Annotated in this window: 9 protein-coding genes, 1 pseudogene and 1 other annotated feature; of the genes and pseudogenes, 4 read left to right on the top strand and 6 right to left on the bottom strand. The window is 59.8% G+C overall.

Features of this window, described 5'->3' with window-relative positions; translation table 11 throughout:
• The first annotated feature begins 84 nt into the window (after window positions 1-84).
• From IEX53_RS21365 to IEX53_RS21350, 4 genes are all read left to right on the top strand, one after another.
• Window positions 85-1,431 carry an IS5 family transposase gene (locus IEX53_RS21365; protein ID WP_188826208.1) on the top strand — a complete coding sequence of 449 codons (1,347 nt, stop codon included), beginning with the start codon at window positions 85-87 and terminating at the stop codon, window positions 1,429-1,431.
• Between the two features lie 106 nt (window positions 1,432-1,537).
• Window positions 1,538-2,766 (top strand): IS3 family transposase gene (locus IEX53_RS21360; RefSeq protein ID WP_188826207.1). Its coding sequence is split into 2 segments (ribosomal slippage): window positions 1,538-1,832 and window positions 1,832-2,766, totalling 1,230 coding nucleotides; the frame shifts between segments, so codons are not numbered across the junction.
• Window positions 1,819-1,935, top strand: a sequence feature (AL1L pseudoknot). Its footprint overlaps the gene before it by 117 nt.
• A gap of 425 nt (window positions 2,767-3,191) precedes the next feature.
• Window positions 3,192-5,579 (top strand): AAA family ATPase, encoded by a 2,388-nt coding sequence (locus tag IEX53_RS21355; RefSeq protein ID WP_188826206.1) that lies wholly within the window; start codon window positions 3,192-3,194, stop codon window positions 5,577-5,579.
• Window positions 5,576-7,483: a UvrD-helicase domain-containing protein gene (locus IEX53_RS21350; RefSeq protein ID WP_188826205.1), complete on the top strand. Its 1,908-nt coding sequence runs from the start codon at window positions 5,576-5,578 to the stop codon at window positions 7,481-7,483. Before IEX53_RS21355 ends, IEX53_RS21350 begins: the two co-directional genes overlap by 4 nt.
• Window positions 7,484-7,518: 35 nt before the next feature.
• Here IEX53_RS21350 and IEX53_RS21345 read toward each other — a convergent pair whose 3' ends face one another.
• The 6 genes and pseudogenes from IEX53_RS21345 to IEX53_RS21320 all read right to left on the bottom strand — a co-directional run.
• Window positions 7,519-8,658 (bottom strand): hypothetical protein, encoded by a 1,140-nt coding sequence (locus IEX53_RS21345; protein ID WP_188826204.1) that lies wholly within the window; start codon window positions 8,656-8,658, stop codon window positions 7,519-7,521.
• A gap of 63 nt (window positions 8,659-8,721) precedes the next feature.
• Window positions 8,722-9,495 carry a hypothetical protein gene (locus IEX53_RS21340; protein ID WP_188826203.1) on the bottom strand — a complete coding sequence of 258 codons (774 nt, stop codon included), beginning with the start codon at window positions 9,493-9,495 and terminating at the stop codon, window positions 8,722-8,724.
• Window positions 9,496-9,564: 69 nt separating this feature from the next.
• Window positions 9,565-10,497, bottom strand: coding sequence for a hypothetical protein (locus tag IEX53_RS21335; protein WP_188826202.1), 933 nt, complete (start codon window positions 10,495-10,497; stop codon window positions 9,565-9,567).
• 18 nt (window positions 10,498-10,515) lie between these two features.
• Window positions 10,516-11,364, bottom strand: coding sequence for a hypothetical protein (locus IEX53_RS21330; RefSeq protein ID WP_188826201.1), 849 nt, complete (start codon window positions 11,362-11,364; stop codon window positions 10,516-10,518).
• A complete protein-coding gene (locus IEX53_RS21325; protein WP_188826200.1) occupies window positions 11,364-11,741 on the bottom strand; it encodes an XRE family transcriptional regulator in 378 nt (125 codons plus the stop codon). Before IEX53_RS21325 ends, IEX53_RS21330 begins: the two co-directional genes overlap by 1 nt.
• 7 nt (window positions 11,742-11,748) lie before the next feature.
• Window positions 11,749-12,111, bottom strand: a pseudogene (locus IEX53_RS21320) (type II toxin-antitoxin system RelE/ParE family toxin); the annotation flags it as partial.
• Window positions 12,112-12,147 lie beyond the last annotated feature (36 nt).

Raw genomic sequence — 12,147 nt, 5'->3', positions numbered from 1 at the left:
CTAACCGGAGCCTTCTTCGCACGCTCACATCTCCCGCGGCAGGAGGGCAGCGGGAAAGCGCTTACGACAAACCGGAGAATGGCGATGTCGAGACCACGCGAGCGGCGCGAGACGGGAGAGCAGGATTTGTTCCGCTCCCGGCTGGATCAGATCCTCAACATGAAGCACGAACTGGTGCGGCTGGCGCGAGAGATCGACTGGCCGCATCTGGAGCAGCGCTTCGGCGAGGTTTATTCCGACCGCCCCGGCATGCCGCCGCTTCCCACAAGGCTGATGGCCGGGCTGGCGATCTTGAAGCACACCTTCAATCTGTCGGATGAGGAACTGTGCGTCCGCTGGCTGGAGAATCCTTATTTCCAATATTTGTGCGGCGAAGAGTTCTTCTGTCATAAGCTCCCCTTCGACCGTTCATCGATGACGCGGTGGCGCAATCGCATGGGCGAGGATCGCGTGAGCGCGCTGTTGCAGGAAAGCCTGGCGGTGGCGGTCAAGACCGGAGCGATGCAGCCGCAGGATACGCGACAGGTCATCGTCGATACGACCGTCCAGCCGAAGAATGTGATGTTTCCCACCGATGCCAAGCTCCTCAACCGGGCGCGCGAGCGGCTGGTGAAACTGGCGAAGAAGAACGGCATGACGTTACGTCAGACCTATGTCCGGGTTGGAAAGCTGGCGCTGATCCAGCACCAGCGTTACGCTCATGCCAAGCAGTTCAAGCGGGCGAGGAAGGCACTACGGACGCTCAAGACCTATCTGGGCCGCACCATCCGCGACATCCAGCGCCGGATTGGCGAGGACGAAGCGCTGCGTTCCGTCTTCCTCTGGCCGCTGCATCAGGCCAACACGGTGCTGGAGCAACGCCAGCGCCAGCGTGGCCGCAAGATTTACAGCCTGCATGCGCCGGAGGTCGAATGTATCGGCAAAGGCAAGGCACACCGGCCTTATGAGTTCGGCGTCAAAGTCTCGGTCGCCACCACATTGAAGCGATCAAAGGGCGGCCAGTTCGCCCTGCATGCAAAAGCCTTGCCCGGCAATCCTTATGACGGCCATACGTTGGCAGCCGTCATTCCCGACATGGAAAAGACCATCGGCAATGAGATCGGACGCATCCTCGCCGATGCCGGCTATCGCGGCCACAATGCACCGGATAGCCACAAGCTCCGGGTCTTCACCGCTGGTCAGAAGCGCAATGTCACCCCGGCCATCAAGCGCCAGATGCGGCGACGTTCCGCCGTCGAGCCGGTCATCGGCCATATCAAAGCCGAACACCGCATGGACCGCAACTATCTGGCCGGCAAACATGGCGATGCCATCAACGCCGTTCTCGCCGCCGCAGGCTATAACTTCTCTCTCATCATCAAATGGCTGAAGAGCTTGGCGTGGCTGCTGATTGCATGGCTCGCCTTCGCGCAAAAAGCATCGGCAGTTTAACCCGCCTCATTCTTCACGGACGACAAAATCTTCTTGCCAAACCGGGGGCATCCACACGCGCGCCGGGTTTGCCGGAGGCTCCAACTTGTGAGACAGTGGAGCCGAGATGAGCAAGACGACCAACAAATTTTCACCTGAAGTTCGGGATCGCGCGGTGCGGCTGGTTCTGGACCATGAAGCTGAGCATCCATCGCGCTGGGCGACGGTTTCGTCGATAGCGGCCAAGATCGGCTGTTCGGCGCATACGCTGCATGAATGGGTCAAGAAGGCGGAAGTGGACAGCGGCCAACGCGCCGGTATCCCCAGCGACATGGCCGAGAAGATGAAGGCTCTGGAGCGGGAGAACCGCGAACTTCGCCAGGCCAATGAAATCTTGCGCAAAGCATCTGCATATTTCGCGATGGCGGAGCTCGACCGCCCATTGAAGCGATGATCTCCTTCATCGATGAGCACCGCCCGGTGTTCGGGGTCGAGCCGATCTGCAGGCTGCTGCCGATTGCCCCCTCCAGCTATTATGAGCATGTCGCAAAGCGTGAGGACGTGGGCCGGCTGTCAGCTCGCGGGCGCAGCGATATCGCGTTGAAGATCGAGATCCGCCGTGTATTCGAGGCGAACTTCCGCGTCTATGGCGTGCGCAAGGTCTGGCGGCAATTGCAGCGGGAGGGCTTCGAGGTTGCCCGATGCACCATAGCCCGGCTGATGCGATCGATGGGCCTCAAGGGCGTCATCCGTGGCAAGCCGGTCCGCACCACCGTCAGCGACAAGGCAACGCCGTGTCCGCTCGACCGCGTCAACCGTCAGTTCAAGGCGTCCGCGCCGAACCGGCTCTGGGTTTCGGATTTCACCTATGTCGCCACCTGGGCCGGCTTCGTCTACGTTGCCTTCGTCATCGACGCCTTCGCCCGCCGCATTGTCGGCTGGCGGGTGAGCCGGACGGCGAATGCCGGCTTCGTTCTCGATGCTCTGGAGCAGGCCCTCCATGACCGGCGTCCGGTTCAGGGCGGCGGCCTCGTCCATCACTCCGATAGAGGTGTGCAATATTTGTCGATCAGATATTCGGAACGGCTGACCGAAGCGGGCATCGATCCCTCCGTCGGAAGCGTCGGCGATAGCTACGACAATGCTCTGGCCGAAACGATCAACGGTCTTTACAAGGCCGAGGTCATCCATCGGCGAGGACCATGGCGGAACTTCGAAACGGTCGAGTTCGCCACCCTCGAATGGGTCGACTGGTTCAACCACCGACGGCTTCTGGAGCCCATCGGGAATATACCGCCAGCCGAAGCCGAGGCACGATATTACGCCATGCTGGACGCGCCAGCAATGGCCGCATAACTTAAACCAAACAGCCTCCGGAAAACTCGGCGCGGTTCACTTATGATTCGCGCCTAACCCCGGACCGGGATAACCTCTCAATCGCTCCGCTCCTCACCTGAGGCATTCGACGATTCCAATGGCGGACTCGGGCGCAGGCTCCTTCTTGCCTTGGTGGGACGGGTTCAGTATTATGTTCTTGATTTGTTCGCACCTTCGTAACGGAGAGTCAAGTCGGCTCAGCAGCGTAGGAAGCTTGCGCCGCATGAGTGAGAAATCGTGGATAGCGGAGAGTATCGCTAAGCTGGTAGGGGCGCAGCGCGCTCCATACTGGGTCCGGACGAAATGTTCGCGTAAGCGACTGCCGTTATCGGTCAGAAAAGTATAACGTATGGAACAACATGGGGATGATGTTACCGTAGACCGAGGCTTGGGGGACGCTGGCAGTGCATATAGAGTTTTTAGAGATCGCCAATTTCAGGAAGTTACTGTCGACGCGGGTCGACCTTTCGGGCACTACCACACTCTTCGTTGGAGCAAACAACAGCGGCAAGACGTCGGCGATGCTTGCGCTACGCCGCTTCCTGTCACCGCGCCGCTGTCCATTCGAGATACACGATTTCACGCTGTGCCATTGGCCCACGATCATCGAGCTAGGCGAGGCGTGGATAGCTGCCCGCAACGCGGAGGAGGTCGTTGACCTGATCGTCGACCCGTGGGTTAGCGTCTTGCCGACTCTGGACCTGTGGTTGCACGTCGAGGCGGGAGAGATGCATTACGTCCGTGACCTCATCCCGACCTTGGATTGGGAGGGGGGAAGGCTTGGCGTTCGGCTGCGCTACGAGCCGAAAGACCTTGCGCTCTTGTACAAAGAATACATGGGCTCGGTGAGCGACGCTGAGGCGATGAGGGCTGCGGCGGTCGCAGCCACCGCCGCAGAGAATGACGACGCTGATCCACTGGCTACTCCGCCCAAGCTTAGGATCTGGCCGGAGAGTTTAATCGATTTTCTGAGCAAGCGTTTGTCGACGCACTTCACCATTCGGGCCTACTCGTTGGATCCGGGTCAGCTTGTCGCTCCTGCCAAATCTCTGGCGCGTCCGCAGGTTCTTCCCAGTGGATCTCGGTCGACCGACGGCGACCCATTGAGTGGCCTGATCCGAGTTCATGACATTCCGGCGCAAAGGGGCTTCGGTGAGGAGCAGCAGGCCGCGGAGGATGATGATGCGTCCGCGGCGGCGAGCGGCAGTCGGCTGTCCGACCAACTTAGAAGCTACTACGCCAAACACCTCGACCCGACGAAGGGCCCAGATCCGAAGGACCTTGGCGCGTTGCAAGCGATAGAAGCCGCGCAGGACGCATTCGACAAACGGCTCGCCGAGAGTTTCAAGGCAGCCTTCACCGAGGTCGAGGGTATGGGATACCCTGGGGTGACCGATCCGCGTCCCCGTATTTCGACGCGCTTGAAAGCTATCGACGGTCTCAACCACAATGCGGCGATTAGCTTCGAGGTGGATGTCGTTGCTGAGGACGGCGCGACGACCCCTGTGTTGCGATTGCCGGAATCAAATAACGGCCTCGGTTATCAAAACCTGATATCGATGATATTCCGGTTGATGAGCTTTCGTGACGCTTGGATGCGTGTCGGGAAGGCGTCAACAGGCGTGACGGTGACCGCCATTGAACCTCTCCATCTCGTCCTGGTCGAGGAACCGGAGGCGCATTTGCATGCACAGGTCCAGCAAGTCTTCATAAAGAAGGCATATTCGGTGCTGCGTGCGCACGAGGACCTCGGCGACAGCCGAAAGCTGCGCACCCAATTGGTGGTAAGCACCCACTCGAGTCACGTCACGCATGAGACGTCGTTCTCATGTCTGCGCTACTTTCGGCGACTGCCTGCAGGTATGGCTGCGAACGTGCCAGTCTCCACAGTCATCAATTTGTCGGAGGTTTTTGGCCCAGGTAGTGAGACCGAGCGTTTCGTGACTCGATATCTTCGAGCCCAACACGCCGATCTGTTCTTCGCCGACGCGGCTATTTTGGTGGAGGGCCCGGCCGAACGCATGCTCGTCCCGAATTTCATCCGCACGCACTACGACGAGCTCAATCAGTGCTACATCACATTGCTTGAAATCGGAGGAAGTCACGCGCACCGTCTCAAGCCCTTGATTGATCACCTCGGTTTGCTGACCCTGATTATCACTGATTTGGACACGCTGGATGGAACGGGCGGCGCCTCCGTCCAACCCGCGAAGGGCGCTGGCCAGAAAACCAACAATGCGACGCTGAAGACCTGGGTACCAAAGCTCGACGACGTCGATGAGCTCATGCGGGCTGATGCCCGGACGAGGACGCTGCATGAGGACGACGACCAGCTATTCGCCGTGCGGGCCGCATATCAAATGCCTTTGGGTGTGACGTCGCCGGGTATCGTAGGGCCGGAGATCGCATATCCGTATACGTTTGAGGACGCGCTGGCGTTTGAGAACCTCAGCTTCTTCTCCGAACAGGATGGCACGGGCCTGGTCCGTAAGTTTCGCGATGCGATCGCGAGTGGCGGCGGCGCGGCCGCTATCGGCGAGCGAATGTACCTCGCCCTCAAGAACGGCAAGAAGGCCGAGTTTGCGCTTGACCTGATTGAGGTTGAGAACTTCGACACGATCATCGTGCCGCGCTACATCGCCGAGGGACTCGAGTGGCTGCTCGCACAGCTCAAGAAAAAGCAGGTCGAGGTTTTGTCCCTGGTGAAGGAGGCGCCGACACAGGAGGAGGTAGAGGTCAGCCCTCCGCTCGAAGAGGATGTCGTCGTCGAAATCGAAGGGGCCGACGCATGAGCGCGGTTGACGACAAGTTTGATTCCGATGCCGACGAAGCGATCCTCGCTTGCCTGAACATCGAGAAGCCAAGAAGCTTCTTTCTCTACGCTGGCGCCGGATCGGGCAAGACGCGGTCCCTCGTTGAGGCGATCCGAACTGTGTGTGAGGAGCAGGGCCGGTGTTTATCGCTATCCGGTCAGAAGATCGGGGTGATCACCTACACCAATGCCGCCTGCGACGAGATCAAACAGCGGCTCGAGTTCGATCCACGCGTGGAGGTTTCGACCATCCACGCTTTCGCATGGTCGCTGATTGCTGGCTATGACGGAGATATTCGAGGGTGGCTATCGACCAGGCTCCTTGAGGATATCGCCGAACTGGAAGAAGCACAGGCGAAGGGACGGGCAAACAGCAAAGCCGCGTTGGATCGCGCTCGCTCGATCGAAAGCAAGCGGAGACGCCGTGCGAACCTCGCCGAAATTACGCGATTCGTTTACAGTCCCACCGGCGACAACCGTACGCGGGACTCTCTCAGCCATGCGGAGGTCATTGCGATGACCGCCGATTTTCTCACCGCAAAGCCTGGTTTGCGCCGGCTGTTAGTAACCCGCTTTCCAATTCTGCTTATCGACGAGAGCCAGGACACCAGCCGGAGGCTCATGGACGCGCTGCTCGATGTCGAGGCGGGATATCGCGACGCCTTTTGTCTCGGACTTTTCGGCGACACGATGCAGCGCATCTACGCCGATGGTAAGGAGCGTTTGGCCGAGGCCATCCCGCAGGCCTGGGCCAAGCCGAGGAAGCGGATGAACCATCGTTGTCCCACACGAGTCATTACGCTGATAAACAAAATTAGACGAGATGAGGATGGCGAGGAACAGCAACCACGGAGCGATGCAGAGGAGGGCGTTGTTCGGCTGTTCGTCGTCTCGCAGTCGATAGCCGACAAGAGCGCAGCCGAGGCCACCGTAGGTGCACGAATGGCGGAGATCACCGGGGACCCAAGCTGGGCGGAGGGAGCCGAAGCGGTCAAGACGCTGGCGCTGGAGCACCTAATGTCCGCGCGCCGCTTTGGCTTCGAACAGTTCTTCGAGCCTCTCTACGCGGTCGAGCGCATCCGCACGAGCTTTCTGCAAGGGACAGGCGCGGGCATCGGCCTTTTCACCCGTGAGATATTGCCGCTGGTCGCGGCCCTGCGTGCGGGAGATCCATTTGCCGTCGCCGCAGTCGTTCGGCGCACATCGCCACTCCTCGATCGCAAAACGCTCGAAGCCGCCGGCGAGAAGCAGATCGAGATTCTCAGCAAGGTCAGGGCTGCCTGCAATGGCCTGCTGGCCTTGGTAAACGCCGATGAGAAGCCGACTGCGCGCTCGGTCCTGCGCTATGTCGCCGAAACTAACCTCTTCACCATCCCCGAAGTGTTGGTCCCGTTTTCAGCCCCCGATGCCGTCATCGCGGAAGGCGAGATTGACGCAGCCGGTGACGCCGTCGATCAGGAAGAGGAAGTCGATGTCAAAAGCGAGTTGGGCGGTTGGCGGTTGGCACTTGAGGCGCCCTTCGACCAGATCGAGCGATATGATAGCTACGTTCGTGGCGTATCGCAGTTCGACACGCACCAGGGGGTAAAAGGGCTGGAATTTCCAAGGGTAATGGTTGTCGTTAGCGATCATGAAGCCCGCGGTTTCATGTTCGCCTATGACAAGCTTTTCGAGACGAAGGCGATGAGCAAGACGGATCTTGAGAATGAAGCGGCAGGGAAGGAGACGACCATCGATCGGACGCGGCGACTATTCTATGTGACCTGCAGCCGCGCCGAGCAAAGCCTCGCAGTCGTTTACTACACTGCTGATCCGACGCTGGCACGCGACACGATGATACGGCAGGAATGGTTCGAGCCTGGCGAGATAGAACTAATCGCCTGAGCGGTTCGGTCGGCTTCGACGTTTCTGAGCCGACTCTAGGGCTGGTGTTCCTTCCACTGCCGATGTTGCTCGCGCAGTGCAGTCTCGATTGCGGCGAGCCGGGCGCTGTAATCCAGTCCGTTCGGGCTGTTGGCGGCGACTTCGGCGGACGCGATAATGAGGCGCCACGCGCCGTACTCGTGAAAGGGATTGAGTCCGATGACGTTGCCGAGCGCAAGGTCGCTAGGTTCCGGCGTGGACAACAGCTTGGCGAACGCTGCGATCGCAGCGTTCATGTCCCAATCGGAGACGAACAACATCAGCGCGCATAGAGCAAGCAATGCCGTTGGCGCGCCTTTCCATCGATAAATTTCGGGCTGCCGCTTGCCGAAATCGATGCCGCCGTTCGCGACGACGAAAGTGCAAAGCGAGATCGCGGCCTCGTAGTACGGCTGCAGCTTGGTGACGTCGAACACCTCGCGCCCATGATTTTTCTGGGCGAGTTCGCTCGCTTGCCGCCACGTCGCTTCCTCGAACGGTAGCAATCCGCCCTTCACCAGTTCGAACAGATGAAGGTGCTCTTCGGTGAACTGCTTTTTTGCGGCGGCTTTCCAATCGAAGGCGGGCATCTCTGCTTGGGATGGGTGGAACTGCCAGCGCTGGTGGTGGGGATGGCGCTGAAGTGCATGGGCCCAAGAGATAGCCTCCAAGGGCATCGATACCGTGAAGCGGGTGGCGGATTTAAGTTCGAAGAACCACTGCCGCATGTCCCGGATACGACGCTGGTCAAATATGCCTTGCTCGATGCCCTTACATACCAGGAGCCGTATGGCTCTCGTTTCAGCGCTTTTTTCCGATCCGAAGTCAAGGAGGCCATCTTGGGTCGAACGAGTTTCGTCGTTCCCGTGGAATTCGCAGAATGGATGGTGGGCGTCGCCGCCATTCGGATCGACAAACCTGAAGTGGGCTTGCCGGAGGACTGCCTTGGATGCTCGCGACTTTGCGGGCCGTACGATGTGAGCGCCGAATTTACCGCAGGATGAGCATTGAACGTCTGCACGGATCGCATCGCTGAACATGCTGAGAAGTTCGGCCCCATCGTGGTCCTGCGTCGGCTGTGTGCCGGTCATCAGGATCGCGAGTTGGTCGACATCCAGTTCGCGCTCGAACTTCACGGAAAATGCAGTTGCTGGCATTTGCTCCCCCAAGCGTATTGATCGTCATGCGTCGGACGAGCGATCGAACGACGCGGCAATCCACTAATTATCAGTATTGCTGTTCGAATCGGCGTTAGTGACGATCTCAAGCATTCCTTCCGCCGCCATCAAGTCTATTGCAAGATTCAGCGCCTTGTATTCCGCGTCGGTAAACGCTGCTGATTTATGCCGAGCGTCAAGATCAACGCTCAATTCCTCAACGAGGCGGATGATCATGTAAATGTGGAGGGCGTAGGATCGTCTTGCGAGCCCTTCTTCCGTCTCCGGGAAATAGCGGGTCATGTTTGTCGGGCCGGGCAAGCCGTCCAGTTCGCCGTCCCACGCGGTCGCGCTCTGAACGATGTCATGCCTGGACACATGGGCGGCTGCGGAAAGCCCGCCATAGAGACGGCCAAGCGATTGTTCGAGAGCTGCGACGTTCGGAGCGCCGTTGGGCTTTCGCCGGTTTGCACCAACCGCCTTGAGCTGGGCGAGGATCTCGAGCTCCTGGCGCAGCAACGCGTGGGCCTGCAGATAGCGGGCCTCGGCGATGGCTCGCTCACAGGCCTCAAGGCCGATGATGAAGGCGGCGAACAGTGCGTCGCGCTCGAAGGTGGTCTGATCGCCCTCAACGACGGCGCCATTGATACGCAAAATGCCGCTTGCGAGTACGCCGGTCGCCAACATGTGGGCGTCGATCAGCCGTCCGTATGCGGCCATCGACTTGGCCTTGGCTTGCTCTCCGAAAACCTTCTGGACAGCATACAGGGTGGCTGCCGGCTCGATCAGCGCCTCCTGGTGGCGTTCGATGGCGTCCTCGTCGAGTGTCTTAGCCATCGGCGCTCAAAGCCCTGATTTCGACGAGAAAGGCCATCCCGATATTCCACACGTCGATCGGCGTCGTGCTCATTCGGCCGCCGATGGTTCGGTTTCTGGCTCCGGTGCGAGGATGTCGGTGGCTTGCCAATTCTCGCCATCGACCACAGTCACGAATTCTCGGTCCCAGACACCCCAGCGGACCGGCAACGGATGCGTAGCGAGAGGGTTGTGGACATAGGTCAGCGGCCTGGCCCTGCGGGAGAGATTGCCCAGGCTGACGCGAGACCATAAAACGCCGGAGACATCGGCAAAAGCCGGATCGAGGAAGGCGGTGCGCGGGATCGGCCCGCCCTGACGCGCGATCTCCGGCGCGGCGTGAAAACCTTGATCCACCACTTCGTCCGTCTCGCGATCGATGGTGATGTAGGCGTCGCCGATCGGGAACAGGGAGGTCATAATCAGCGGTGGGTGCTCGGGCACATAAACCCCAAACCGGCTCGCGCTGATCGCAATGATGCGAACGTCATTCTCGCCGATCACACCCTCTCGTAGGTAGTGCCGAACTATCCGGAATTTGGTCCAGAAAGCGCTGGTGGTGCGAAGTTGCGCCTGACGGATTGGTGCGGCGCTGAGGCCACCGCCGTCGTTCATTGGAACGGGCCGGATCACCTGATCGGGGCCAGGGTCACCTTCGTCTGGCGCGATGGCTTCGATCCAGATTCGGCCTTCGTCCGTTAGAACGCAAAGGTCGGGTTGACCACCCTCGCGCAAGCGTTCGGAAACCGGCAGCAGGCTGCGGCCGGCGTCGAGGAGGGCGCAGCCAAGATAAATTTCCCAAAAACGGCCGTCGACGTCGCGCGCAAAGCCATGGCGGAAATCCGGATCGGCATACGGCTCGTAGCGCTCCCACATTCGCTCGATGAGGTCGTGCAATTCCTTCTCGACTGGATGGTCAGCCGTCCTGAGGTTGATGAAGCCACGATCAAGGTTTGGTCCATCGAAGTCGAAAATGCGGGTCACGATCTTCTCTTTTGAGTTTTACACGACGCCTCGGCTGACGCGTTCGTGCTCCGCGGTCAGAAACGTCAGGTAGCTGCGGATGAGGTTGCAATAAAGACGCGCCTCGTCGATGCCGAGAGCGAGGCCCTCTTTAAGATCGACGCCATGACGCACCCCGCCGCCTGTGGGCGACGACAGGTATCCATGCAGCGTCATCATCCAGTTCAGGATCTGCTCTTGGTGCCCTCGGCCGCGCTGGCGCAATTCGAGGATGATCTTGTTGAAGTAGCGGCCTTGGATGCTTCCATCGGCAACGTCGAGGCCCCTAAAGGCGGTTGCGATGGTTTCCAGAAGCCAGAACACTTCCTGGACAGCCTGACGGCCGTTGCCCTCGCTCAGGAACCGCTGAGACGCGTCGAGGGACTCGTGGATGAGGGCTCGCGCCTGGACATCGAGGGACGGGGGCGCGTCCGGAACGGTGATCGGAATGTGGACGCGGGTGGCGACCAGCATCGGAGGATTCAGCTGATAGCCGACGTTGGCGTCGGCGAGGATGCGATTGATCCTCCCAGCTTCCAGTATCACCATCGCCGGATCGCGAGCCCGAAGTTCCTGGCATGCGTCCCAGAACGCTTCGATGAAGACCGGAGCATTCTCACCGGCGCGTTCCATGTCTCGGTCGAGATCTTCGGAGGCGAACCGCTCGTTGGTGCTCGGCCAATACTCGGCGCTGGCGGTCGCGCAGAATCGCGCTTTGAAATGCTCCAAAATGGCCTTCCGATGCCCTTGTGCGCTGATGCGGTTGATAAGGTCGCGAAAGCCCTCTTGTACGACGGGCTCTATCGCGCCGGGACTGTCGAACCGCCAATTGCCGTCGAACTGAAGCATCAAGAGCGGGCTCTGGCGGCTTTCCGCACGCGGGCGGGGGCGCGCGTGGGCGTATTCGATGCAATCACGTCGCCCAGGCTGTGAAGCTTGAGGGGCGGATGCGACGGCAGCTTCACGGTGAGTTCAAGCTTGCCGCCGATCGCCTCAACGTAGCTGCGCAACGTCGATAGATACATATCGGCCTGCTTTTCGATCTTTGAGACCGAGGGCTGTTTGATGTTCAAGGCACCAGCGACATCTTCCTGGGCCTTGCCCACGATCTGACGTAGCTCGCGGAGTCCTTCGACCTCCTGCCGGAGTTCGTCATAGCGCGCCTCGATCTGCTCCTGCTGGTCGTGGGGCAGGGAAGCTATAACCTGATCGATGCTCCGTCCCATAGGACCATCCCTTCTTTGCGGATCTCAGGTTTTCCAGATGGTCGGAAAGCCGGCTATCCGCCTTTGCGATAAGCTGCTTATAGAAGCGCTTCTGGCTAACGCCCGACTTGTCACCCGCGACCAGGAGAATAGCCTTCCGTTCCGGGTCAAACGCGAAGGCTGCGCGCCATTCGCCGTCGGCGGCCGAGAAACGCATCTCCTTCATGTTGGTGTGTTTCGAGCCCTTGAGCGTGTCGACATAGGGCCGACCGAGCTGCGGGCCGTATTCGGCGAGCAGCTTCGCGACGGCCAGCAATTCGGTCTGGACCCCGCGCTCGAAAACCAGAAACTCCGCCTCGAAGGCGTCATGCAGTCTGACGTCCCAGTTCATATAGCCTCCAGGCTATGTCGGGGTCAAGGGTCAATG

The organism is Paramesorhizobium endophyticum, assembly GCF_014640615.1.
Taxonomy (GTDB): Bacteria; Pseudomonadota; Alphaproteobacteria; order Rhizobiales; family Rhizobiaceae; genus Paramesorhizobium; species Paramesorhizobium endophyticum.
The sequence above is the reverse complement of the archived record's forward strand: the minus strand, read 5'-3'. Positions and strand labels throughout refer to the sequence as shown.

Excerpts from the sequence above, each read along its gene's own strand:
- IEX53_RS21365 (WP_188826208.1), top strand. The coding sequence starts at position 85 with ATGTCGAGACCACGCGAGCGGCGCGAGACGGGAGAGCAGGATTTGTTC.
- IEX53_RS21350 (WP_188826205.1), top strand. The coding sequence starts at position 5,576 with ATGAGCGCGGTTGACGACAAGTTTGATTCCGATGCCGACGAAGCGATC.
- IEX53_RS21345 (WP_188826204.1), bottom strand. The coding sequence starts at position 8,658 with ATGCCAGCAACTGCATTTTCCGTGAAGTTCGAGCGCGAACTGGATGTC.
- IEX53_RS21340 (WP_188826203.1), bottom strand. The coding sequence starts at position 9,495 with ATGGCTAAGACACTCGACGAGGACGCCATCGAACGCCACCAGGAGGCG.
- IEX53_RS21330 (WP_188826201.1), bottom strand. The coding sequence starts at position 11,364 with ATGCTTCAGTTCGACGGCAATTGGCGGTTCGACAGTCCCGGCGCGATA.
- IEX53_RS21325 (WP_188826200.1), bottom strand. The coding sequence starts at position 11,741 with ATGGGACGGAGCATCGATCAGGTTATAGCTTCCCTGCCCCACGACCAG.